The organism is Flavobacterium sp. DSR3-2 (genome assembly GCF_049896525.1).
Taxonomy (GTDB): Bacteria; Bacteroidota; Bacteroidia; order Flavobacteriales; family Flavobacteriaceae; genus Flavobacterium.
In genome coordinates this window covers 230025-254728 of record NZ_JAFCUM010000004.1, presented here as the reverse complement: position 1 = coordinate 254728, position 24704 = coordinate 230025, and the positions used below count along the sequence as shown (strand labels likewise).

At 35.1% G+C, this 24704-nt stretch carries 20 protein-coding genes and 2 pseudogenes; 15 read left to right on the top strand and 7 right to left on the bottom strand.

Features of this window, described 5'->3' with window-relative positions; all coding sequences use genetic code 11:
- Positions 1-253: 253 nt before the first annotated feature.
- The 6 genes and pseudogenes from ACP7AV_RS08035 to ACP7AV_RS08010 form a co-directional block, all read right to left on the bottom strand.
- On the bottom strand, positions 254-778 hold the full coding sequence (locus ACP7AV_RS08035) for a hypothetical protein (protein ID WP_426091497.1): 525 nt from the start codon (positions 776-778) through the stop codon (positions 254-256).
- 986 nt (positions 779-1764) lie between these two features.
- Positions 1765-2178 (bottom strand): hypothetical protein, encoded by a 414-nt coding sequence (locus ACP7AV_RS08030; RefSeq protein ID WP_426091496.1) that lies wholly within the window; start codon positions 2176-2178, stop codon positions 1765-1767.
- A 660-nt stretch (positions 2179-2838) separates the two neighbouring features.
- Entirely contained in the window at positions 2839-2943 is a 105-nt protein-coding gene (locus ACP7AV_RS08025) for a hypothetical protein (protein ID WP_426091504.1), read from the bottom strand.
- A 188-nt stretch (positions 2944-3131) separates the two neighbouring features.
- Positions 3132-3437, bottom strand: coding sequence for a tyrosine-type recombinase/integrase (locus tag ACP7AV_RS08020; protein ID WP_426091503.1), 306 nt, complete (start codon positions 3435-3437; stop codon positions 3132-3134).
- A 42-nt stretch (positions 3438-3479) separates the two neighbouring features.
- Positions 3480-3587: pseudogene (locus ACP7AV_RS08015) on the bottom strand (integrase); the annotation flags it as partial.
- A gap of 349 nt (positions 3588-3936) precedes the next feature.
- Positions 3937-4719: an XRE family transcriptional regulator gene (locus ACP7AV_RS08010; protein ID WP_426091495.1), complete on the bottom strand. Its 783-nt coding sequence runs from the start codon at positions 4717-4719 to the stop codon at positions 3937-3939.
- Between the two features lie 89 nt (positions 4720-4808).
- Here ACP7AV_RS08010 and dinB point away from each other — a divergent pair, with 89 nt between their 5' ends.
- The 4 genes from dinB (at position 4809) to ACP7AV_RS07990 (ending at position 11198) form a co-directional block, all read left to right on the top strand.
- Entirely contained in the window at positions 4809-5990 is a 1182-nt protein-coding gene (dinB, locus tag ACP7AV_RS08005) for a DNA polymerase IV (protein ID WP_426091494.1), read from the top strand.
- 3 nt (positions 5991-5993) lie between these two features.
- Complete coding sequence (locus ACP7AV_RS08000) at positions 5994-9071, top strand: DNA polymerase III subunit alpha (RefSeq protein ID WP_426091493.1); 3078 nt, start codon at positions 5994-5996, stop codon at positions 9069-9071.
- 72 nt (positions 9072-9143) lie between these two features.
- Positions 9144-10526, top strand: coding sequence for an exonuclease domain-containing protein (locus tag ACP7AV_RS07995; RefSeq protein ID WP_426091492.1), 1383 nt, complete (start codon positions 9144-9146; stop codon positions 10524-10526).
- Between the two features lie 237 nt (positions 10527-10763).
- Positions 10764-11198, top strand: a complete 435-nt coding sequence (locus ACP7AV_RS07990) for a DUF1810 domain-containing protein (RefSeq protein ID WP_426091491.1) — start codon at positions 10764-10766, stop codon at positions 11196-11198.
- Positions 11199-11582: 384 nt separating this feature from the next.
- Here ACP7AV_RS07990 and ACP7AV_RS07985 read toward each other — a convergent pair.
- Positions 11583-12357: pseudogene (locus ACP7AV_RS07985) on the bottom strand (IS982 family transposase); the annotation flags it as partial.
- Positions 12358-12443: 86 nt separating this feature from the next.
- Here ACP7AV_RS07985 and ACP7AV_RS07980 point away from each other — a divergent pair.
- The 11 genes from ACP7AV_RS07980 (at position 12444) to ACP7AV_RS07930 (ending at position 24547) form a co-directional block, all read left to right on the top strand.
- Positions 12444-13121, top strand: coding sequence for a response regulator transcription factor (locus ACP7AV_RS07980; RefSeq protein ID WP_426091490.1), 678 nt, complete (start codon positions 12444-12446; stop codon positions 13119-13121).
- Positions 13114-14382 carry a sensor histidine kinase gene (locus tag ACP7AV_RS07975; protein ID WP_426091489.1) on the top strand — a complete coding sequence of 423 codons (1269 nt, stop codon included), beginning with the start codon at positions 13114-13116 and terminating at the stop codon, positions 14380-14382. The genes ACP7AV_RS07980 and ACP7AV_RS07975 overlap by 8 nt, the downstream gene beginning before the upstream one ends.
- 73 nt (positions 14383-14455) lie before the next feature.
- A complete protein-coding gene (locus ACP7AV_RS07970; RefSeq protein ID WP_426091488.1) occupies positions 14456-16867 on the top strand; it encodes an outer membrane beta-barrel protein in 2412 nt (803 codons plus the stop codon).
- A gap of 263 nt (positions 16868-17130) precedes the next feature.
- The gene (locus tag ACP7AV_RS07965; protein WP_426091487.1) at positions 17131-17562 is read left to right on the top strand and encodes a PepSY-like domain-containing protein; all 432 of its coding nucleotides are present in this window, start codon (positions 17131-17133) and stop codon (positions 17560-17562) included.
- A gap of 350 nt (positions 17563-17912) precedes the next feature.
- Positions 17913-18668, top strand: coding sequence for a phosphatase PAP2 family protein (locus ACP7AV_RS07960; RefSeq protein ID WP_426064014.1), 756 nt, complete (start codon positions 17913-17915; stop codon positions 18666-18668).
- Positions 18669-19165: 497 nt separating this feature from the next.
- Complete coding sequence (locus tag ACP7AV_RS07955) at positions 19166-19270, top strand: phosphatase PAP2 family protein (RefSeq protein ID WP_426091502.1); 105 nt, start codon at positions 19166-19168, stop codon at positions 19268-19270.
- Between the two features lie 267 nt (positions 19271-19537).
- Positions 19538-20707 carry an MFS transporter gene (locus tag ACP7AV_RS07950; protein WP_426091486.1) on the top strand — a complete coding sequence of 390 codons (1170 nt, stop codon included), beginning with the start codon at positions 19538-19540 and terminating at the stop codon, positions 20705-20707.
- Between the two features lie 479 nt (positions 20708-21186).
- On the top strand, positions 21187-21816 hold the full coding sequence (locus tag ACP7AV_RS07945) for a PIG-L family deacetylase (RefSeq protein WP_426091485.1): 630 nt from the start codon (positions 21187-21189) through the stop codon (positions 21814-21816).
- A 16-nt stretch (positions 21817-21832) separates the two neighbouring features.
- Complete coding sequence (locus ACP7AV_RS07940; protein ID WP_426091484.1) at positions 21833-22978, top strand: glycosyltransferase family 4 protein; 1146 nt, start codon at positions 21833-21835, stop codon at positions 22976-22978.
- Positions 22975-24204, top strand: a complete 1230-nt coding sequence (locus tag ACP7AV_RS07935; protein ID WP_426091483.1) for a glycoside hydrolase 100 family protein — start codon at positions 22975-22977, stop codon at positions 24202-24204. Before ACP7AV_RS07940 ends, ACP7AV_RS07935 begins: the two co-directional genes overlap by 4 nt.
- A 67-nt stretch (positions 24205-24271) precedes the next feature.
- A complete protein-coding gene (locus ACP7AV_RS07930) occupies positions 24272-24547 on the top strand; it encodes an alpha/beta fold hydrolase (protein ID WP_426091482.1) in 276 nt (91 codons plus the stop codon).
- Positions 24548-24704 lie beyond the last annotated feature (157 nt).

Genomic DNA, 24704 nt, shown 5'->3' with positions numbered 1-24704 from the left:
ACTTTCTGCCCATTACAATCAATTGCAAAAAGTGAAAAAGTTAGAATTATTAAAAAAAATCTATTCATAAATGTCTGTTCTTTATTTATGTTGTGTCGTCCTTCGCTTGCAGGTAACGTCCCGTGGCTTGGCGTCAGTTGGGGATTTGGTTAGCCAAATGTATTGATTTATAACTAACTTTCAAGTACAAGACCAACTATAAAGTTAGCCTAATACCCCAATTGCGCCAAACCGCTGTTAACTGCCGTTTTTTTTATTTTTGTCCAAATTTCTCAATTAATTTTAGGCCAATTTTTTTATTTTTAATTGTGTTTTCGTAAAAGAAAATAATTGTGTTAAATCCAAATTCTCCACTTACTGGAATTTCACTAATAATTGATTTCCAGATAAATTTTCTGTTTCCTTTTTTGCCATATATAATAAATATTTTCTTTTCAAAATCTACTTTCGACGAACTAATTTCAGCATTTTTTAATTCAGTATGTTCAGCTTTTCTTATTTTTTCAAAATATTTATTGAATTCGTGTATTTGTTCATTCCTTTCAAAATATTTTTCACTGAATATATTTATCTGATAATTTCCAACGTTTGAGTTATAAATAGCTATTTCGTAATCTTTGCTCTTTCCGATTATTTCTTTTCCCGTTTCTGTTGGTAAATTATAATTATAGCCAAATTCAGCATTTCGGACATTGTAAAATTCAACGATTTTAATTCTACTTTGTCCAAATGAACATAAGTAAAATACTGATAATATGGATAGTAGTATTTTTTTCATAAAATGGCAGTTAACGTTCGGGGCTTTGCGAAGTTGCGAACTTCGTAACTATCTATTTTCTGTAAAAATATGAATTTCTTGCGATAGCAAAACGTGAAGTGTTCACTTTTTTCGCAATTTCGCAAAACCCTTGTTATGCGTTCGACTTTATTTTTGTCATTATTTTTTCGTATATAATTTTTCTGACCGTAATTTTCGGCTAGCAACTTTCATATTTCGGTTTTTCTTTCAGAATTCTTCTAACCGCAATTTTCGGCTAGCAATTTTTCATTTTCGGTTTTTCTTTCAAAATTTTTCTGACCATAATTTTCGGCTAGCAACTTTCATATTTCGGTTTTTCTTTCAGAATTCTTCTAACCGCAATTTTCGGTTAACAACTTTACATTTTCGACATTTCTTTCAGATTTTTTTTTGACCGTAATTTTCGGCGAAAACTTTTCATTTTTGGTTTTTCTTTCAAAATTTTTCTGACCGCAATTTTCGGTTAGCAACTTTTCATTTTCGAAATTTCTTTCAAAATTTTTTTGACCGTAATTTTCGGCGAACAACTTTTCATTATCGGTTTTTCTTTCAAAATTTTTCTGACCGCAGTTTTCGGCTAGCAACTTTTCATTTTCGACATTTCTTTCAAAACTTTTCTGACCCTAATTTTCGGTTAGCAACTTTTTTACTTCCGTATTTCTTTCAGAATTTTTCTGATCGCAATTTTCAGTTAGCAACTTTTATATTACATTTCTTCTTCTTTTGCGTTTTCTTGCATTACAAGATAGACAAAATTTGTGTTAATTCTGATTAGTTTGTTAAACATAAATTAGAATTTTATTCAACTTTTCCAGCGTCGCACGAAGTTGACGCATAACGTTATGCCACTTTGTGATGGCTGGAAGTTCGTAACCGCTCAATTTTCGGCTTAACGAAAACGTGATGCGAAACGATAATTCCACTAAATACCAGCTAGCTCAAAATGGCTGTTAGCAGTCGTATTTTTAATTATATTCGTAAATAGTTATTCGTTGGTTATTTAAAATGTATATTTTTTTTAATTTTGTGTCAATTTCAAATTCACTAATTGATTTTTCATTGTCAATAATTTCTCTTTTCGATTTGTCCCAAATTATTTTTTGATTTCTTAAACTTTGGTCTTTTTGAAAAGTATTGATATAATCATCTATTGTTAAAATATTCACACCTAATGGAACGTGATAACTGTAAACCTTTTCGATTTCCCCCAAAGCGTTAATTTCAAAAGAAGCATTTTTTACATATTTTACTCCCAGATATTCTATTTCGCAACATTCTTTAGAATTAACTTCACAATCTTCGCAATTTTTTCCAATTGATTTCTGTGCATTCCATTTATATGTAATTCTGTTGATTTCAATATTTTTATTTTTGCACATTGTAGAGCAAAACATTAAAATTATTAAAGAAATTGTTATCGCTATTTTTTTCATAATATGACTGCTAACGTCTTGGTGCTACACGTGGTTTGGGACTAAATTAGCGTAATTTTTCGGTTTAACCAAATTCTTACAAATACAAACCTATTTCCCCATTAAGCCAATTGCCCAAATCACGTGTAGCAGCTGTTATGCAGGGTTGTGACACACACGCTGAGCACGAATGTACATCGATTTCAATTATCTATTCCAATTGCGAACGCCATTCCGCCTTCCAATTATCGATTCCAATTGCGAATGAATTTCCTCCTTCCAATTTTCCGCTTCAAATAGTTTCCGCATTATAAGCCCAACTTTGAAAAGCTTCAATTAAACCTCAAAAAAAATCGACAAAAAAATTCCGCCCTCGGTTGTCCGAAAAGCGGTTCACGTTTGTTTGTCCGCAACAATTAAAAATCAGATTTCGGTCAGCTCGGTTTCAGCGTCATTAAATTCTTTTCCTGCTAAAAGGCCTAATTAAAATCGGTTGCGTCTCGTTAACGGAGCAATCCGGCATAACTTATATATACTCGCTACAAAGTAGCGACAATCTACCCAATTTAGGATGTATAGTCGCTACGGAGTAGCGTATTTTTATCAAATGTATAAATAATATTTTTATTACAAATCATCAGAAGGACTTTTTATTTGTTGGATACTTTTTGTACTTACGTGAGTGTATATTTCGGTCGTTTTGCTGCTATTGTGTCCCAATAATTCTTGAATGTATCGTAAATCAGTACCGCTTTCTAATAAATGAGTGGCGTAGCTGGTCTAAGCCAGTGCAAAGTGACTAGCTTTATAATTCCTGTTTTTTGTAACGCTTGTTTCAATATTAGTTGCAAACTTCGCGCATCATATTGTAATCCGATCGTTTGCCCTTCAAATAAATACGTTGTGGGTTTAAATACTTTCTAATACTCCCGTAGCATTTCTAAAATTTTTGGGCTTAATAGGACTATCCTGTCTTTTTTGCCTTTGGCATTTTTTAGTAATACAATGTTTCTATTAGAATTTATATGAACGGGTTGCAATGCCAATAATTCGCCACAACGCAGGCCACAACTATAAATCAATGAAAGCATCATTTTATGTTTGATGTTACTATGAGCATTTAATATCAATTTTATTTCTTCTTTGCTTAATACATTGGGTAAAAGTTTAGCTCGTTTTGGTCGGTGAATTTTATCAACTTCAATTTTTGTTGCTCTGACTGTCATAAAATACAGTTTTATAGCGTTAACGATTTGGTTTTGGTAAGATGCTGACAAATTATTCTTTAAGATATAGTCATTGTTGTAAATGATTACATCGTCATTTGTGATTTCGGAAATGGGTTCTTCTCGGTAGAAAATCAAAAAGGATTTCAAGGTTTCGCTATAGGTAGTAATGGTACTTTCACTATACTGTTTAGAACGAAGCTATTGCTTGAACTTTTCAATTTGAATTATCCCTTCCTCCGATTGCAGCGAATTTGCCAAAGGTTCTATTTTAAAGCGTGCTCTGTTTTCAGTTGTATCCGGAATGTGCCACACTGTTTTTTGCTGACTCCATCTCGCTCCCTCTATTTGTTTTACCTGCCTGCCGGCAGGCAGGTACGTTCGATTAAATCAGCCTTTTTTTTCAAAGTAAACTGCGATTCTACTTTCGTTTCTATGCTTTATAAATTTTGCTGTCCAGTTCATAAAGTGCATTTTTGTCATTTGTAGAATAGTTTTTTTATTGTATCGTCTGTTTATTAATACCTAATTTCAAATCTTTAATCTCTCTTTTCAACTCCAAAAACATGTCGGTCACACTTGCCGTTTCCGTTAATTCCTGTTTTTTATCTGTGAGTCCAATGTTGCACACGTATTCCCAAATTTCAAGAATGTCGGAAACCTTGACTTCATAAACCGGATAAAAACTATTGTCTGATTCCACAAACAGTACATTCTTTTTGTTTTTATTCAATCGCTTGTATACCATACCTTCATTTTTGGTGATCAGTATATAGGTCTTGCCATCATTGACGTCTCCTAACTTTTCAATATACCGCCCAACGATTATGGAACCATCTGCATGTGGTGGCATCGAATCTCCTTCCACCGGAAAACCCCTGTGCTTACCCGAGCCCAAAAACGGCAATGAAATTTGCTGCAGACTTTCAATATATTCCGGATCGGCATACCCATTCAAATACCCGGCTTTTACTTTTTGCGTAACGACTTCAATAAAATTATCTCCGGCTGAATCCACTGTAATAGGCAATAATATTCTATTATCCTCAAGTTTCAACAAATTGTCCAAAGGAATTTTCCTCACATCCACAGATAGCAATAGGTCAATGCTGATGTGATAGTAATGCGCTATTTTCTTCAGTATTTCATACGGGGCTTCCGAGGTTCCGTCTTCATATTTGACATACCTGCCCCTGGTTATTGCTAACGATTCAGCCAGCTTTTCTTGTGAAATCTTTTGTTGCACCCTAAGGTTCCTGATGTTGTCGGAAAATAAAGACATAGGTATTTTGTTATAATTTGTAACAACAAATATAGACAAATTTGTTATCATCTGTACTAATTTTGCAAAGTATAAAAAACGAAAAGAAGATGGAAAGAGCAATTGTACACATGGATTTGGATACTTTTTTTGTGTCCTGCGAAAGACTGGGAAATTCAAAACTGGAAGGAATCCCTTTAATTATTGGTGGCGGGGATCGTGGCGTAGTGGCTTCTTGTTCGTATGAAGCCCGTACCTTCGGAGTGCGTTCCGCCATGCCTATTAAAATGGCACTCCGCCTCTGCCCTCAGGCAAAAGTGATGAAAGGTGATATGGAATTGTACTCCAAATTATCGCATGACGTAACCGAAGTGATCCAACTAAAAGCACCTATTGTAGAAAAGGCAAGCATCGATGAATTTTACCTTGATATTACTGGAATGGATAAATTTTATGGGGGTTACAAATGGACCAACGAACTGGCACAATCCGTTACCAGAGAAACAGGATTACCAATAAGCTTTGCTTTATCGATAAACAAAACCGTTTCAAAAATTGGTACAGGTGAAGCCAAACCCAAAGGAAACTTAGAAATACCCGAAAATAAAGTACGGTCTTTCTTAAATCCGCTTTCGATTCAAAAAATACCAATGGTGGGCGATGTTACTTTTCAGCTGTTATCCCGAATTGGAATCCGTACCATTCAGACGCTTTCAGAAATGCCTGCCGAAGTTTTACAACGAATGATCGGTAAAAATGGCATCGACATTTGGAAGAAAGCCAATGGCATCGATACCAATCCAGTGGAACCGTATACCGAACGGAAATCCATTTCAACGGAACATACTTTTAGTCAGGATACCATTGACATTCCAAAACTAAAATCAATACTGATTGGAATGGTCGAAAAACTGGCCTTTCAGTTGCGCTCCGAAGAATGGCTGACTTCCACGGTAGTTATTAAAATACGGTATTCCAATTTTGATACTGAAACCAAACAATGCAAAGTCCCCTATACCTCAGCCGATCACATGCTGACTAAATCCGTTACCGATTTATTTGATAAAGTTTACCAGCGTCGAATGCGACTGCGATTAATCGGAATTCGTTTCAGTGGACTCGTTCGTGGAACCTATCAAATCAATTTATTTGAGGACACCGAAGAAATGCTGTCGTTGTATCAAGCCATGGACAAAATGAAAAGCCGGTATGGCTTTGATGCCGTAATGCGTTGTGCCGGCGCAACATTTAAACCCAATAACAAATCCGAGATTTTAAAACGCAAAATGTAACTCATGTACCTCAACTGTCATTCTTTTCATTCGCTGCGCTACGGCACTATTCCGCTGTTGGATCTCATACAGCAGGCGGTTGGTTGTGGTGTTAAGACAATGGCATTAACGGATATTAATACGGTTACCGGTATCTATGATTTTACAAAAGCATGCCACGAGCTTGGGATAAAACCAATAGTGGGTATCGAATTTCGCTACAACCATCAACTGCGTTATATCGGTTTGGCTAAAAATGCCGATGGGCTCGCCGAAATGAACCGCTTTCTGACCAAACATAATTTTGAGGGTACTTCTTTGCCTTTGACTGCTCCTTCCTTTAATTCCGTCTGCATTATTTATCCTTTCGAAAATAAGCCAGCAGAACTAAAAGATCATGAATATATAGGCATTGCTCCGGATCAGCTTCCCAAATTATTTTTACCGGAATGGAAAGCTTTGCTTGACAAAATGGTGGTTTTACAATCCGTCACTTTCCGTACCAAAAGAGAATTCAATCTGCATAAAATTCTTCGAGCTATCGATACCAATGTGATCTTGTCCAAATTGACTTTGGACGATTATTGCAAAACATCTGAAGTAATGATTCCTGTGGAGGAACTGCTTTCGAAATTTGAGGAGTATCCGCAAATTATCGAAAACACGCAAAAGTTGATGGATCAATGTCATTTTGAATTCGACTTCAAAACGCCCAAAAACAAAAAATACTATTCCGGGAGTCGGGAAAGCGACATGCAGCTTTTGACGAAGTTGGCTCACGAAGGATTAATCAAAAAGTACGGTGCCGATAATCCGCAGGCAACAGCAAGAGTGGAAAAAGAATTAAAGGTGATAGACCAACTGGAATTCAGCGGCTATTTCCTGATCACCTGGGACATTATTCAATATAGCATGAGTCAGGGCTTTTTGCACATCGGTCGGGGTAGCGGAGCCAACAGTATCGTGAGTTATTGTTTGGGCATCACCGACATCTGCCCTATTGAACTGGATTTGTATTTTGAACGCTTCCTAAATGTAAACCGCAAAAGTCCACCCGATTTTGACATTGACTGGTCCTGGAAAGAACGCGACACCATTCTCCGATATATTTTTGATACTTACGGTGCCGATCATGTGGCCTTCTGTGGAACCAATGTCGAATTTAAATACCGTTCCATATTCCGGGAAGTGGGTAAAGTGTTTGGGTTACCCAAAGAAGAATTGGATGCATTGGCTAAAAATCCAATGGCGTTACATGATAAAAACCCAATAGTAAAGTTAGTTCAGGAATACGGGATGTTGCTCGAAAAATACCCAAATCAACGCAGCATGCATTCCTGTGGGATCCTGATCTCCGAAGAACCCATAACCAATTACACGCCACTAGAAATGCCTCCGAAAGGGTTTCCAATTGTTTTGTTCGACATGCACATTGCCGAGGATATTGGTTTTGAAAAGTTTGACATCCTGAGTCAGCGCGGGATCGGTCATATCGATGACAGTGTGAAGTTGATTGAAAAAAATCAGGGAATCAAAGTCGATATCCGAGATACTGCTATATCAAAAAATGAGGCCAAGGCCAATCACTTTTTGAGCCATGGAAAAACAATTGGGTGCTTTTATATTGAAAGCCCGGCCATGCGTGGCTTGTTGCGCCGTCTGAAATGCGATAACTACAAAACCTTAGTAGCAGCCTCCTCCATTATCCGCCCGGGTGTCGCCCAATCCGGTATGATGAAAGAATACATTTTCCGGCACAACCATCCCGATAAGTTTGAATATTTTCATGACGTTTTTAAAGAACAGCTAGGCGAAACTTATGGGGTGATGGTCTATCAGGAAGACGTCATTAAAATTGCCTTACATTATGCAGGACTTCCAGCTGCCGATGGAGATATTCTGCGTCGAGCCATGAGTGGGAAAGGACGATCCAAAGCTGCTTTGCAAAAAGTCAAAGACAATTACTTTGCCTGCTGTGCGCAAAAAGGACATCCGCTTAAGTTAAGTGAAGAAATATACCGACAAATTGAATCCTTTGCCGGCTACTCGTTCTGTAAAGCGCACTCTGCCTCTTATGCTGTCGAGAGTTACCAAAGCTTGTATTTAAAGGTCTACTACCCTATTGAATTTATGGTTGCCGTTATTAATAATCAGGGTGGTTTTTACCGTACCGAAGTATACGTACATGAAGCCAAAATGTCGGGTGCAACCATTCAGAATCCTTGTGTAAACAAGAGCGATTATGAAACTACGGTATACGGCATCGACGTTTATTTGGGTTTCATGCTTCTGGAAGGTTTGGAAAGTAAAGTAGCGCATGGTATTGTTAAAGAACGGCAGGAACAAGGTGCATTTAAATCATTAGAAGATTTTATCAACCGCATTCCCATCGGTATTGAAGGCATACAAATTTTGATTTTTATCGGAGCCTTCCGCTTTACGGGAAAAACAAAAAACCAATTGCTGGTGATTGCCAGACTCATCTTAGTCAATTTCAAACCCGAAAATAGAAACTTGATGCTGCTTCAGGAACCAATCAAAGAATATGAACTCCCTATACTCGAACGCTCCCCTTTTGAAGATGCTTTTGATGAAATCGAGCTATTGAGTTTTCCGGTTTCCTGTACTCCTTTCGATTTGTTGCAAACCAAATATCGGGGGGACGTAATGGCAAAAGATTTACTAAAACATCATAAAAAAACTGTAAAGATGCTGGCTTACCTTATTTCAAGAAAACATGTACCTACCAAAATGGGAACCATGTATTTTGGAACTTGGGTAGACATAGAGGGGGAATATTTCGATACGGCACATTTTACAAAAAGTCTGGAAAAATATCCGTTCCAAGGCGGTGGCTGTTATTTGCTTTTAGGAACTGTAGAGGTAGACTATCATTTCCCTACGATCACGGTTACCAAAATGGCAAAAATGCCGTTCCTCCCCGATCCGCGGTATTCCAACACTTCTGATAGGCAATATAAAGTTCATGAACAAATTCGGGAAGATGTCAGCATGACCCATCGGGCACCGTATCCACAGGAACATGAGATTAATCTGCCGAGGCATAAAATGGAGGTGGGTGCAAAAAAAGAGTCGGTTTGACCTTTTAGGAAGAAATATAATTGCTTTAATCTTTTACACAAGAATAACAATACAATTCACGTTATATACCAAATGAAAAAACAGGAATACGCAATAGTAGATATAGAAACCACAGGCGGTAATGCCAGTAACAGTCGCATTACAGAAATTGCCATTGTTATTCATAACGGAACCAGCGTAATCGACCGCTGGGAAACACTCGTCAACCCAGAAAAAGAAATACCGCTTGCCATTTTTTCGCTAACCGGCATTAACAATGAAATGGTTCGGGATGCACCTATTTTTGATACTATTTCTGAAAAAGTTTTAGAAATGCTTACCGGACGCATTTTCGTTGCCCATAATGTCAACTTTGATTATTCGTTTGTTCGACACCAACTCGAAGCAAGCGGATTCAAATGGACCGCGCCAAAATTGTGCACCGTTCGCGCAGCAAGAAAGATTAAGTCAGGATTGGCTTCGTACAGCTTGGGAAGGCTTTGCCAATCCTTAGACATCCCTTTGATAAACCAACACCGTGCCGGCGGTGATGCGGATGCCACAGCCATATTATTTTCCCGTCTGCTGGAATGGGACATTGAAAGAGTAATCGAAAAAATGATAAAAAAAACTGCTCAAGACCAGCGCTTACCTCCTAACCTACCGCCTGCTGACTTTGAGCAGTTACCTGAAAAAGTAGGTGTGTATTATTTTTATGATCAGACAAGGAAAGTCATTTACGTAGGAAAGGCAATTAACTTAAAGAAACGGGTAGCCTCCCATTTCAGTGGCCATAATATCACGCCACAAAGGCAAAATTTCCTGAGAGAAATACACAGTATTTCCTTTGAAGTCTGTGCTACCGAATTAATGGCGCTGCTGCTGGAATGTACTGAAATTAAGAAACTGTGGCCTACCTACAACAGGGCACTCAAACGCTTTGACCCTAAGTATGGGCTGTATGAATATGAAGCGCGCAGCGGTTATCGATACTTGGCTATTGGAAAGTTAGGCAAATTTCAGGCGTGCATAGAGTCTTTCAATAGTTTGTATAAAGGCATCAATGTATTGCGCAGCCTAGCCGAACAATTTCGCATTGATAACCGATTCTGTAATTACGGCATGGACGACCACGGAGAATTTATCCCAAAACCGGACCGGGACAATTTACCCGAAGTCGAACTACACAACGAGCAAGTCGAAAATGCCATTGATTTTTTAGTCAAAAACAGGCCAAGCTTTGCCATTATAGACAAAGGCAGGACTGCTGAAGAACGCAGTTGCATTTGGATTGAAAACGGTCACTTTTATGGCATGGGATATATTGCATCGGATATTGGTTTTACCGATCCCTCTGAAATAAAAGATCATGTTACTTCATACAAAAGCAACCAATACAGTGTGGATTTAATCCTTGCTTATGCTGAGAAATATCCTGGCAAAGTCCGTTTTAAACTATCCGAGGAAGAATCATAATTCATTCCAATTGCATCTAAATATTTACATCAGGTAGTTATAGCATCAGTATGTTTTGGCGAAACTCGCAGGTTCCGACTAGGTCTTAAATTCCTGTACGAACTTCTTCGCAGATCAATTTATTTTCAAGTAGATGTTGCAACTGCTCTCACAAATTTTCAATAAACACCTTGGATGAGGCATACATAATGAAGTATCTTAGGTATTCAATTTTCCAATGGCAAACAAAATAAACAAATGACTAGCAACACCGAATTAATCCGTTTCTTGGAAGCACAAAATCAAGTGTACCTGAAAGCACTTTCAGAACTAAAAAAAGGCAAAAAAGACACCCATTGGATGTGGTACATCTTTCCCCAATTAAAAGGATTAGGTTCGAGTGAAACCGCACATTTTTACGGTATAAAAGATTGGAATGAAGCTACTGAGTATTTACAACATCCTGTTTTGGGACAACACCTGATTGAAATTTCTTTAGTTGTACTTCAACTTGAGGGAAAAACAGCTTCAGAAATATTTGGAACTCCAGACGATTTAAAATTACGCTCCTGCATGACATTATTTGCGACAATAGAAAATGCCAACCCAGTATTTGCTAAGGTTTTGGAAAAATATTTTAACAGCATACCGGATGAACGTACGCTACAATTGCTAAACAGGATTAAGTTATAATCCAAAACCAGTTAACCATCTGTTTTATCCTCTGAAAAAAATATTCTTTAAAGAAAAATATTATCAGTCCGGTACATACTAATGGTAGGGATGCAACTATTGCTCAATCAATTGCCTCAATCTGATATTTCTTAATATCAGATTTTATTTTGTGAAAAATGATACGATTTTAAATACAGTTTTAATATAAAACGGACTAAAAGCAAGCTAAGGTCATGTCTCATGGATGCTGCGAGCGCATAATGGCTGTGTTGCACTGGTAACCTTTCGAAACTTATAGCTCTGCACGTCCATAAGCCTAGTACTACTTGCTTTCTTTTTTCAGTTTTTTATTTTCAAACTATTTTTTTGAGTGGTACGGGTACAAGGACAGGAATTAAAATATTAATAACTCGTTAGGTGTGATCGAATGATTTGATTTTTGATATTATTTATTGGTCGATCAAAAATAAATTTATTGATATATTTCACCAATTTTAATGCTGTTATTTTTGTTAAAATTCTTGTTTTAAAACCTTCAAAAGTTTGACATAATTGATTCTAATTCTAAATTGGTTACGTAATTGCGAAAACAATGTTTCGATTCTTTTCCGTGATTTTGTAAAAATATGAGAGTGTGGTTTAAAGTCATTTTGATTTTTTCTGTTGGGAGTTTCTCATTTGATATTTACCGTTTGAAACAAATTTAATGGAATGCTTTGAGACAAGTGACCTCTGACTCCAAGCAACAGACATTCAGACATTTGTTGTTTTATTTTTTTTTAAAATAGACATCAAGAACGGCTGCTTTTGTGCTATTAAAGAAATGAAAAAATCCCTTTGACCAAACAAACTTTATGCAGTTTATATCCGTAAAATCTGTTCTTTTGAGAAGCACAAAATTTTTTTGAAGGTATAGTTTCAAACTCATTTTTACAGGTTTTAATTTTCCCATGACGAACAAATCTGCAAATTTACAACGGCATACTTTCGACAATATAATAATCTTTAAATTCTAAAAACCGTCAGCTAATTTGGTTCTTACTTCTTCTAAGAATAAAAACAACTTTTGTCTTCTTTTATTAAACTGACTTCGCATATTTAAATTAGGAATTTGTCGCTTATCAATCTTTTTGAATAGAAAATTCTCACTATCAACAGCTATAAATTCAGTTGTTAAATTTATTGATGCAGATGTCAATTACACAATAGTAATTTAATTTCGAAATTCAATTTTCATTCAAATTTGAATCATTACTTTGCAGTATGAAAATTTTAATCATTGAAGACGAAATTGATATTGCCAGCAGCATAAAAAGTTATTTAAAAGCTAATGATATTCATTGTGAAACCGCAAGCACCTACCAAACGGCGCTGGACAAAATAACTATCTATGATTATGATTGCATTTTAGTCGATCTAATGCTTCCTGATGGTGATGGGTTTTCGATTTTAAAGGAATTGAAAAGTCTAAATAAATCAGAGGGAATTATTATAATTTCGGCTAAAGAAATGTTAGAGACCAAAATCGAGGGATTCAATCTTGGAGCAGATGATTATTTGACAAAACCCTTTCATCTTTCAGAGCTGTTGGTAAGAATTCAGGCTTTGGTAAGACGTAAAAAATTCGACGGAAATAATAAAATTGAATTTAATGAAATTGAAATTGATACTTTAGCAAAATCGGTCAAAATTGGAGATAAAAAAATTGAATGTACCAAAAAAGAAATTGATTTGTTGTTGTTTCTAATTGGGAATAAAAACAAAGTTTTATCTAAAAGCGCCATAGCTGAACACCTGTCGGGTGACATGGCGGATATGCTGGACAATCATGATTTTGTGTATGCCCACATCAAGAATTTGAAAAAAAAACTAAACGATGCCGGAAGCAATGATTACATAAAATCAGTTTACGGAATTGGATACAAATGGAACAATGAATAAAAAATTATTACATACTACTCTAAAATACTATGTTTTATTTTCTTTAATAGTGATGCTTTCAGCAGCGCCATTATTTTTTTATATAACTCAATTACTGTATCTACATGAAACAGATGAAGCTTTACTACTTCAAAAAGAAGAATTTGAGCTGTTGTTTGCGCCGCAGTTAAAAGACAAGGATGTTGCTGTTTGGAATAAGTGGAATAGGGATATAAAAATAGTCAAAGTTCAAAAAATAATTTCTCGAGACACGCTATTTAGCCATAGTTTTTATAATAATTTGGATAAAGAAAACGAACCCTATCGGGTACTCAATGCTCCAGTTACAATTAATAATAAGCCCTACCTTTTTACTGCCAGAATAAACCTAGTTGACAACAAGGATTTTATTATCAGTATTTTAATGGTGTTTACCATCATTATTTTAATTCTTCTGATTGGTTTATTCATCATTACCAGAAAATTGTCTATCACGCTTTGGAAACCATTTTATGACACTCTCGAACAAATAGAGAAATTTGAAATTGACAAAAGTTCCAATCCAAAATTAGCTGAAAATTCTATTGAGGAATTCAATCGACTCAATCTGGCAATAAATAAATTAATTGAAAGAAACACACGCATTTATAAAAGCCAAAAAGAATTTATTGAGAATGCGGCACACGAACTACAAACACCAATTGCTATTTTCAAAGGAAAATTGGAAACATTAATGCAAAGAGACGATGTAACGGAAGAACAATTTGAAATACTCGACAAATTAAATAATACAACGACAAGGATTAACCGATTGAATAAAAACCTTTTGCTTTTATCAAAAATAGAAAGCAAGCACTATAACATTCCTGAAAAGGTTCTTTTTAATAAGGTTATCACAAATCAATTGGATTTTTTTAACGAACAGGCATTATCAAAAAATATAAGTATCAACACAGATTTAGAAGCAGATATATTCGTTCAAACGAACATGTTTTTGTCTGAAATCTTGATCAGTAATTTGTTTCTGAATGCAATTAATCATAATGTTGTTAGTGGAAGCATAAATGTTGTACTGCGTAAGAATTCTTTAGTATTTTCCAATACGGGAATATCAAAGTCACTCGTAACAGATAAATTGTTTGAACGTTTTTCTAAAGTAAATCCATCCTCGAAAGGGAATGGTTTGGGCTTATCAATAATTAAGAAAATTGTAGAGAACAACAATTGGGAAATTATTTACAGTTACAAAGATAAATTACACATTTTTGAAATTCGATTCTAAAATTCAATATTTCTTCAAACTCCAATCGCAATTTTGGCGTTTAAATTTTAAATAAAGAATAAAAATCAAGACAATGCAAAAAAAAATAATACTATTACTTTCATTTCTAATATTATCAATTTCAAATTCATTCGGACAAAGCAAAGGCATCACAATATCGGGAATTACAAAAGATAAAACCTCAAAAGAGACTTTATCATTTGTAAATGTCCTTTTGAAAAACACAAAAGACAACGTTTTGCTTGCGGGAACTGTTACTAACGAAGAGGGAAGGTTTTCATTTTCGAATGTTGTTCCCGGAAATTACTTTTTAGAATTTACATTTATTGGATACAAGGCAAAAAACCAAGCTATTTATGTAGGTTCATTATCAGAATTTCTAGATGAGGGAAGCATTGAATTAGAAGAAGATGCTACTATTTTAAATGAAGTAGTTGTCGTTTCAAAGACAGAACTTATCAATCAGAAAATGGATAAGAAAACCTTCTCTGTGGCAGATAATATCAGTCAGAGTGGTGGTTCTGTTTTGCAAACAATGCAAAATTTGCCCGGTGTTTCCGTGCAAGACGGGAAAGTACAAATTAGAGGTAACGATAAAGTCACCGTATTAATTGATGGGAAACAAACCGCATTAACAGGATTTGGAAATCAATCGGGCTTAGATAATATACCCGCATCTGCGATAGAAAAAATTGAAATCATCAACAATCCTTCTGCGAAATACGATGCCAACGGAAACGCTGGAATTATCAATATTATTTACAAGAAAAATAAAAAAGAGGGATTCAACGGAAAAGTGGGTTTTACTTCTGGATTGGGTGCGCTGTGGGAAAGAAAAGAAAATTTACCAACTATTCGACCACAATACTCATTAACACCAAAAATTAATCCGACACTTTCACTTAATTATCGTAAAAATAAAATTAATGCTTTTTTTCAGGGTGATTATCTTTATACTGAAACGCTCAATAAAAATGAGTTTGTAACGCGAACCTACACTGATGGAACTATTATTAATCAACAATCCAAAAGAAATCGGAATACGCATTTCACTACTTTAAAAACTGGAATTGACTGGAATATTAACGACCGAAATTCACTTACTGTTTCGGGTCTGTTTGGAACCGAAAAAATCATAGATAACGGAGACCAGCCCTTTTTCAATGAAAATTATTCGAAACGATTACGATTGTGGCAATTTTTGGAAGATGAATTAAAAACCACCGCTATGGCTACTGCTGCATACCAGCACAAGTTTAAAGAAGCAGGACGTTTGTTAAATATTGGTTTCAATTATACTTTCCACAGAGAAGATGAAAAATATTTTTTTGATAATATTCTGCCAACCTACACCGGAAAAGATGCTTTCAAATTGTTATCAGATGAGAAAGTAGCCGACTTTAATGTTGATTATATCAAACCCTTAAAATACGGAAGATTTGAAACCGGTTTTAAATTCAGAAAAAGGGATATTCCAACCAATATGCAGTTCTTTCCCGGAGCAAATTCTCCAATAGATAGCGGTGCTGGCGGACAAGCATTTTACAAAGAAATTATTCCGGCAGTATATGGAAATTATATTTTTGAAAACAATAAAATTGAGGCGGAACTGGGTTTGCGAGTAGAATATGTCGATTTGCAATACAATGTCAATCCCAATCATAATACCTATAAAAGTGACGGGTACAGCTATACCCAACCTTTTCCAAATGTGCGATTGGCATACAAAATTAATGACAACAATAAAATATCTTTATTTTACAATCGTAGAGTAGACAGACCAAATGAAGTCGATATTAGAATATTTCCAAAATACGATGATGCAGAAATCATCAAGGTTGGGAATCCTGCCCTTCGCCCGCAGTTCACCAATTTATTGGAACTGGGTTATAAAATGAACTTAAAAAAAGGATATTTCTATTCGGCAGCGTACCACCGTTTTGCAAATGCCACCATCACCCGAATTTCATCAACGGTCCCAGACAGCAATTTAATTTATGCTATTTTCCAAAATGCAGATAAAAGCTTCAATACAGGGAGTGAAATGGTTCTTTCGCTCGATATCGCAAAATGGTACTCATTCAACTTTAATTTAATTGCCTATCACAATCAAATTAATGCTTTTACTGTTGAAAATAAGTATCCAAAACCCAATACTTTTTCAGCGGAGAAACAAGAAATTTTCTCCGGAAATATAAAGTGGAACAATACATTGCATTTATCTAAAAAAGTAGATGCTCAAGTAACGGCAATTTATTTAGCACCGGATATCATTCCGCAGGGGAAAATAAGCTCTAGATTTTCAATTGATTTAGGTATTAAAAAATCAGTCCAAAATGGCAAGGGAGAATTCTTCCTGAATGCAACCGACATTTTAAATACATTAGTAATCAGGAAACAAATTCAAGGTCTGAATTTTAATTATAACAGTACTGACTATTATGAAACGCAAGTGGTTCGATTAGGTTACAATTATAAATTTTAACATAAAAAAAAATTACGGGAAATCGCGATTGTATTTTAGGTAATGAGAATTTGTGCAACTACTTTAAGGAAACAGCCGGAGACTTACTTTTAATGCCAAAAAATATAGGTTATGCACTACCGAGCTAATTTTTGGGTTTTATAAATAGGACGATAAAATATTTTAAATGTAATATCGCAGATAAAGCTATTTGGTGAAAAATTCAATATTTCTTCAAAATTGGTTTATAGCTTTGAATAGTATTAATTTTAAATGCAATAGCAATGAAAAAGTCACTTTTAATTATCGTTCTAAGTATAATGTCATTTGTTTCTTTTGGACAAAAAATTAAAGAAAAAGAAGTGCCAAAAATTATTAAAGAGGCATTACACGAAAAATATCCCAATGCTTACGGCGTAAAATGGGATAAAGAAAAAAACAATTATGAAGCCAGTTTTGATGTTAATAAAATCGATAATTCGGTTTTATTCAACGGGGAAGGGAAAATTGTTGAAACAGAGATAGAAATACAAATCAGTACACTACCTAAAAATGCTTTAGACTACATTAACATGCATTTTAAAAATCAAAAAGTAAAAGAAGCTGCAAAAATAATTAATGAAAAAGGAACTGTAATTTATGAAGCTGAAATAAAAGGCAGTGATTTATTATTTGATGAGAATGGAAATTTTATCTCAATAGAAAAAGCTAGTTAGTTTTAATTTTATAGCATCCACAGTTTTTGTGGGTGCTATTTTATTTATTTTTTCGATGTGTTTCCAAAATTATTTTTTAAACTATTAAGCTCAAAAAAATCTAAAGGTCGGGCAGATTTTCGTCGTCACTTTATTTTACACTTTGCTTTCTTATTGTGTCTTAAATAGTACGAATTGTCTTTTTTATTTGGCAATTTGATGAAGTTTAATTTAATTTTTTACCGTTTTGGGAACATTATTAACCGGATTATTGTTGGATTGTATGCCACGGGGACAAGTACCTTTCGGGGTATGGAAGCAATGACACTTTGCATTTCGCCTACACCAGAACACTATTTACAATAATACCTATGTTAAAAATCATTCTATTTTCATTAATTAGTTTCGCATCTCTTACTGCACAAGAAGTAAAAACAGATACTATTTCAAAAGCGGCGATTGCCAAAAATATTAAATTCAATTACAAAAAACTTATTATTCCGGCTGTACTAATAGGATATGGTTTTATAGGAATTGAAAGTGACCAGTTAAAAAGTTATAATTCTGAAATCCACGAGGAAGTAAAAGAAGATATTGACAGAAAGACAACTATTGATGATTTTTCGCAATATGCGCCGGTACTTTCAGTTTACGCATTAAACGCAGCTGGAATAAAAGGAAAAAATAATTTAAGGGATCGTTCTATAATATTGGCTACTTCCTACATCATTATGTCTACAACGGTTCTGGGTTTAAAATCGTTAACCAAAGTTGAAAGACCCGACGGGAGTAACAATAATTCTTTCCCATCAGGGCACACTGCAACTGCTTTTGCAGGAGCTGAGTTTTTATGGCAGGAGTACAAAGACAAATCCTTTTGGTACGGAATATCAGGATATATTGTTGCAACAGGAACGGGAGCATTTAGAATTATCAACGATAAACATTGGCTTACAGATGTTGCCACTGGCGCAGGAATTGGAATTTTAAGCACTAAAATTGCGTATTGGATGAATCCATATCTAAACAAGAAATTGTTTAGATCGGAAAAAAATAATACAACATCAGTTATCGCGCCTTTTTACAATGGAAAAGAGTTAGGACTCTGCTTTGCGAAGACTTTTTGAATATCACTAAAGCACTTACTGCCTGAATGATTGCAATTCGTACTTTATAAAATAAAATGTTTAAAAATCTTTCTTAAATCGATTTGTTGTTTTTCATAACTATTGCAAATGCTTAAAGCGTAAACATAAATCTTGGGAGAGATATTAATCTTAATAGAAATAGATCATTTGACCCTTTTTTTACTTTTATAACTCATAGTGTTTCTCCCATTTTCATTGTTATACTTGGCAGTCTGTTATTATTGAGTTGGATTAGAAATGAAAAGGTAGTTCAAAAAAAATCCATTTATATTGTGATTTCTATACCTTCATGAAATTAAACACTAACAGAATCAAGCTGTTTTTAAAATATTCCTTTTTAGAAAAAGTAACAAATGTTACAAGTGCATCTTTCCCGTCAGATCATACTTCAAAAGCATTTTTTTACAGCAACTTCATTAGGTATCACTTTTCCAAAATGGTCAATACTGGTGTTTTCATTTTTATAGGCTAGAGCCATTGGTTATTCACGTATGTTTTTAGGTGTTCACTATGCCAGCGATGTGTTTGCGGGTGCCATAGTCAATATAGGTTCCGCGGAGATTGTTTATGCAACGACTTGATTTTAAATACGAACCAAAAAAATCGGATAGAATAAAAAATAATTGTAACGAGAAAGGGATGTTCGTGAAATAAACAAATAACTACGCTTTTAAAAATTTTTAAAACATAAATTACGCCGCAATTATCAGGTTCCAAAACATGAAATTCCACACCACTATTTAAAAGCTATCGCAATAAAATTAGCGATTATGAATTATATTTGATGTTACTACGGATAAAAATTTTAAATTATTTTTAATCTAATTTTACAAAACAATTGATGACTGATGAAAATAAAAAGAATTACAAGAACCGTCTGGATACTATCTTTAGTCAGTTTGTTTACTGATATGGCTAGCGAAATGCTTTATCCAATAATGCCTATTTATTTAAAAACAATCGGATTTTCTATTGTTCTAATTGGTGTTTTAGAGGGTTTTGCCGAAGCATTAGCAGGATTAAGCAAAGGCTACTTTGGGAAATTATCTGACAGTTCAGGAAAACGTGTACCGTTTGTGCAAATCGGTTATGCATTAAGTGCATTGTCAAAACCAATGATGGCAGTTTTTTCTTTTCCACTATGGATTTTCATTGCACGAACGATAGATCGTTTCGGAAAAGGAATTCGCACTGGAGCAAGGGATGCTATTCTATCAGATGAAGCCACAGCGGAAACAAAAGGAAAAATTTTTGGTTTTCATCGGTCAATGGATACTTTAGGTGCAGTTCTTGGACCAGCATTAGCACTAATGTATCTTTATTTTTATCCACAGGATTACAAAACCCTATTTTATCTTGCTTTTATTCCAGGAGTACTTGCAGTTGGAGCAACCTATTTTTTGAAAGACAAAACAAAATCCTATTCAACAGAAAAAAGACATATTCCCTTTTTCTCCTTTCTTCATTATTGGAAAAAAAGCTCAGCACAATATCGGAAATTGGTAATCGGATTATTATTATTTACATTATTTAACAGTTCCGATATTTTTTTGTTACTAAAAGCCAAACAAGCAGGATTGAGTGACACAGCAGTAATTGGAGTTTATATTTTTTACAACCTGGTCTATGCGCTTTGTGCATTCCCATTAGGAATTTTTGCTGACAAAATAGGACTGAAAAAAATGTTTATTTTCGGACTTTCGTTATTTGCAATGGTGTATTTTGGAATGGCTTTCAGTACAAGTTTTTACGCAATAGCATCGTTGTTTTTTATTTATGGCGTTTATGCAGCTGCAACTGAAGGGATTTCAAAAGCGTGGATTACTACTATTTCTGACAGAAAAGATACAGCCACCGCGATAGGAACCTATTCAGGATTTCAAAGCATTTGCACAATGTTAGCAAGTACGCTAGCTGGAGTAATTTGGTATCAGTTTGGGGCCAATGCAACATTTATGGTGACGGGAATAGCAACACTAGGTATCATTGTCTACTTCTCATTTCAATCATTCAGGTAAATTTTTGTTTTACAAATCATATAGTAAACTAAACTTCTCTCAAAATCATCACACATTTGTTTTACAATATCTTTCGTTTTTCTTATAAAAAATTCACCTAATTCTTTATTTATTATGGTATATTTCATTTCTATTTTACCATAACCTAAAATGAGTACGTTCCCTCGCTTTAGAATTGCCTCTGTATTTATTACGTTAATTTATCATTCGTACTTTAAAAATGGCCCAAGTGCGTCGCGCTTGCGTCAACCGCTATTATATTTAAAAAAAATTGCTTTACCTGCTGAAAATCAGTACATTTAGATTCGAATTCGAGAAGCAGCGACATTTAAATATTACATAATCCATTTGAATTCTGGAAAAATTTAATTCGTGCCTGTGTATGGCAAAATCGCATCTGCCATTAATGCTCTACTAATTATATCCTTGCTTCGTGTTACTCCGTATAATTATTCAGGTTGCCAAAAACAATTTTGAAAATGAAAAGTAAAGCATTTAAAACAGTAGCAATAATAGTCGCGCATCCTGATGACGAAATCCTTTGGGCCGGTGGAATTATACTGAATAATCCCCAGTGGCAATATTTTATTACCACTCTTTGCCGAAAATATGACGAAGATCGTTCCGCAAAATTTTATAAGGTTATTAAAATTCTTAATGCACAAGGTACAATGGGCAATCTCGATGACGAACCTGAACAAAAACCTATAAATTCTGCACAAGTGGAGCAAAAAATATTGGATATATTACCCAATAAACATTTTGATTTAATCATTACTCATAGTCCTTTTGGAGAATATACCAAACACTTAAGACACGAGGAAGTGGGCAGAGCTGTAATTACACTATGGAATAAAGGTAAAATTGCCACAAATAAACTTTGGGCTTTCGCTTATGAGGATGGAAATAAAAATTATTTTCCAAAAGCAATTGAAAATAACACCTATTTTGAAACGCTTAAAAAACGGATTTGGAATAAAAAATACAATTTAATAACCGAAACCTATGGCTTCGAGAAAAACAGTTGGGAAGCAAAAACAACACCAAAAACAGAGGCATTTTGGGTTTTCAATAACCCAAATGAAGCAAATATGTTTTTGAATAGATAATATTAAAATTATATTTATGAAAGTATTGGTGCTTTATGATTATCCACCATCACCCGGCGGATTGGCAACTCAAGGCGATCTTTTGTATAAAGGCCTGCTCGAATTAGGAGTTGATGCCAAAGCAGCTCATTTTGGATCAACACAAGAAAAAGAGTGGTATTATCGCTGGTTTCAACCCGATGTAGTGGTCGGTATTGGCTACTGGGGGCATACGCCACAGTTAATTTTACATCCGCAGCAGTTTGGTGTTCAGCCCGTTCCCTGGTTGGTTGCAGATGGCTACATTGCCAATTATCAGGAAGTCTTAAATGAGCTTCCTTTAATATTGGTCACTTCACATTGGGTAAAAGAAATGTATGTCAGAGACGGAATTAGTGGAGATAAAATTGAAGTTTTGCCTGTGGGTTGCGATACCAATTCTTTCAAACCTTACGATAAAAACAATCCTAAAATACTGGCTGTTCGTGAATTTTTAGGTATTTATCCTGACCAATTGATGATTTTAACCGTTGGTGGAGATGCCGCATCCAAAGGTGCTCAAGAAGTCATGCAAGCCTTGGCAATTATTAAGACTAAAGTTCCAGATTGGAAATATGTATGCAAAGTCTGGCCTCAACAACGAACAACATCTCAAAATTCTCTGGATCTACAAATAGCATCCGATTTGGGCATCAAAAAAAACGTAATTTATGAAACAAATACTATTTCTAGAAATTTCATGCCTTACTTCCTTGCTGCTTGTGATATTTATGCTGCTCCATCTCGTCTAGAAGGATTTGGAATGTCACAAGTAGAAGCGGGTGCGTGCGAAAAACCAGTTATTGGCATAAAAGCAATGGGAATGCTGGACACTTTAGTTGATGGCGAAACCGCATTTTTAGCTAATGTTGCACAAAAGATTGTGGTAAATGAAGTTACGCTCGGCCACGAATCAGGATTTGAAAATAATTACAAAGTTCAATTTAAAGAAGCTCGAACCGTCGATTATCGAGCAAATGTTGAAGATATCGCCGCTGGATTATTGAAGCTGATGAATGATCCAGAATTAAGACAAAAAATGGGTGAAGCAGGCAGAAAACGAGTAGTCGAAAATTTTGACTATAAAATTGTTGCCCAAAAATTTATAGATATAATGAATGATAAATTAGGTATAAAAAAATGATAAATTCACAAAAAACTACAGTAATAAATGCGGCCAAAAAAGCAGCTATCGAAGTGCTTTTACACAATATGCATGGCCCATTTCACGAACTTCCCCGAACTGCGGGCTGGGGTTATCCGGAACCGTATACTAGAGATTTATTGATTTCAATTCTAGGAATTGCCGTCTCTGGAAATGAAAAACTACTAAAAAGCATTAGGAAGGTTTTGAAAACTCTGGCAAAACAACAAACCGAAAGAGGACATATTTCATCATTGGTTCATGATGGTGATGATAGAGGCGCAAGCGATACAACGCCCTTATTTTTGTTGGGAGTGGGTATTTACAGAAAAGTAATCGATGAACCCAATTTTTTAAAAGAGGCCGTACAAAAAGCATTAATTTGGATGGAATATCAAAGTCCATCCGACATGTCTTTAGTTGCACAACAACCTACCAGCGACTGGCGCGATGAACAGTGGGTATTGGGCTACGGATTGTTTGTTAACACGTTGGCTTACAGTTTTCTGAAAATTTTAAATCAATCTCAAAGAGCCGATGAAATACACCACGAAATGAGTCAATTTACCATTGCGGGAGGTGTAATTCACGCTCATGTACACGAGGGTTTAGTATTAAAAGACAAACCTTATTATGCCTTTTGGTCGTATAAAGTTTATAGTAGTGAGCGCTTTGATTTATTAGGAAATAGCCTTGCTATCTTATCGGGAATCGCTTCACCCACCAGAGCTAATGAAATTGTTTCCTGGATAGAAACCGAATGCGATGCAATGAAAAATAAAGGATTATTGGCAGTTGATTTACCTCCTAATTTTTTCCCTTTTACCAACCCGGGCGATCCTGATTGGCACGATAGATATTCCGAATTCAATACCCCAGGTAACTATCACAATGGCGGAATTTGGCCATTTATCTGCGGTTTTTATGTTGCCGCCTTAGTTGCAGCAAACAGATTTGCATTAGCAGAACAGAAATTAATAGTATTAACTGAATGCATGAAAAAAACGAATCTTTTGACAGAATCAGCGGCTGAAAATAACGATATATCCAATAAATATATAACTGCCGAAAATCAGGAATTTGGATTTAATGAGTGGATAAAAGCGCAAAACGGGGAACCCAAAGGTCAAAATTGGCAAACTTGGAGTGCCGCAATGTATTTATACGCCGCAAAATGCGTAGAAGAAAAAAGAACGCCTTTCTTTGAAGAAATGCGACAGAAATAAATGAGTACTCTACAATTCATTTTAGATACAATTTTACCAGTTAATATCGCAGGAACAAGACCTGAAGATGGCTTATGTAAAGGTACTACCGCCAAATCCTGATGGAAGAGTCATATTGCCCTTTTACAATAAAAATTTCAGTGGAGTGTATTGGGAGCAGATTACAAAAGTGCTAATTAAAGAAGGCTTTCATGTACTTGCTCCTGACCAAATTGGCTTTGGAAAATCCACCAAATTTATGAACTACCAGTTCAGTTTTCAGCAAATGTCTCTTATTATTAAATCAATTCTCGACAGTCTGAACATCAATAAAATTATTCTTTTATTACATTCTATGTGCTAAATGCTTGTTGCAGGATTTGCATCGTCCAATCCTATAATAAAAGACAAACTCATTCTAGAAATGGAAAAAACGAAAAACCAACAAGAAACGTTCCTCAAAGAAATAGCATGCAAAATCTTCTTCTAAATCCCGCTTCAAATTTAAAGATAACTCCCTA

Excerpts from the sequence above, each read along its gene's own strand:
- ACP7AV_RS08035 (WP_426091497.1), bottom strand. The coding sequence starts at position 778 with ATGAAAAAAATACTACTATCCATATTATCAGTATTTTACTTATGTTCA.
- ACP7AV_RS08030 (WP_426091496.1), bottom strand. The coding sequence starts at position 2,178 with ATGTGCAAAAATAAAAATATTGAAATCAACAGAATTACATATAAATGG.
- ACP7AV_RS08020 (WP_426091503.1), bottom strand. The coding sequence starts at position 3,437 with ATGACAGTCAGAGCAACAAAAATTGAAGTTGATAAAATTCACCGACCA.
- ACP7AV_RS08010 (WP_426091495.1), bottom strand. The coding sequence starts at position 4,719 with ATGTCTTTATTTTCCGACAACATCAGGAACCTTAGGGTGCAACAAAAG.
- dinB (WP_426091494.1), top strand. The coding sequence starts at position 4,809 with ATGGAAAGAGCAATTGTACACATGGATTTGGATACTTTTTTTGTGTCC.
- ACP7AV_RS08000 (WP_426091493.1), top strand. The coding sequence starts at position 5,994 with ATGTACCTCAACTGTCATTCTTTTCATTCGCTGCGCTACGGCACTATT.
- ACP7AV_RS07995 (WP_426091492.1), top strand. The coding sequence starts at position 9,144 with ATGAAAAAACAGGAATACGCAATAGTAGATATAGAAACCACAGGCGGT.
- ACP7AV_RS07990 (WP_426091491.1), top strand. The coding sequence starts at position 10,764 with ATGACTAGCAACACCGAATTAATCCGTTTCTTGGAAGCACAAAATCAA.
- ACP7AV_RS07980 (WP_426091490.1), top strand. The coding sequence starts at position 12,444 with ATGAAAATTTTAATCATTGAAGACGAAATTGATATTGCCAGCAGCATA.
- ACP7AV_RS07975 (WP_426091489.1), top strand. The coding sequence starts at position 13,114 with ATGAATAAAAAATTATTACATACTACTCTAAAATACTATGTTTTATTT.
- ACP7AV_RS07970 (WP_426091488.1), top strand. The coding sequence starts at position 14,456 with ATGCAAAAAAAAATAATACTATTACTTTCATTTCTAATATTATCAATT.
- ACP7AV_RS07965 (WP_426091487.1), top strand. The coding sequence starts at position 17,131 with ATGAAAAAGTCACTTTTAATTATCGTTCTAAGTATAATGTCATTTGTT.
- ACP7AV_RS07960 (WP_426064014.1), top strand. The coding sequence starts at position 17,913 with ATGTTAAAAATCATTCTATTTTCATTAATTAGTTTCGCATCTCTTACT.
- ACP7AV_RS07950 (WP_426091486.1), top strand. The coding sequence starts at position 19,538 with ATGAAAATAAAAAGAATTACAAGAACCGTCTGGATACTATCTTTAGTC.
- ACP7AV_RS07945 (WP_426091485.1), top strand. The coding sequence starts at position 21,187 with ATGAAAAGTAAAGCATTTAAAACAGTAGCAATAATAGTCGCGCATCCT.
- ACP7AV_RS07940 (WP_426091484.1), top strand. The coding sequence starts at position 21,833 with ATGAAAGTATTGGTGCTTTATGATTATCCACCATCACCCGGCGGATTG.
- ACP7AV_RS07935 (WP_426091483.1), top strand. The coding sequence starts at position 22,975 with ATGATAAATTCACAAAAAACTACAGTAATAAATGCGGCCAAAAAAGCA.
- ACP7AV_RS07930 (WP_426091482.1), top strand. The coding sequence starts at position 24,272 with ATGGCTTATGTAAAGGTACTACCGCCAAATCCTGATGGAAGAGTCATA.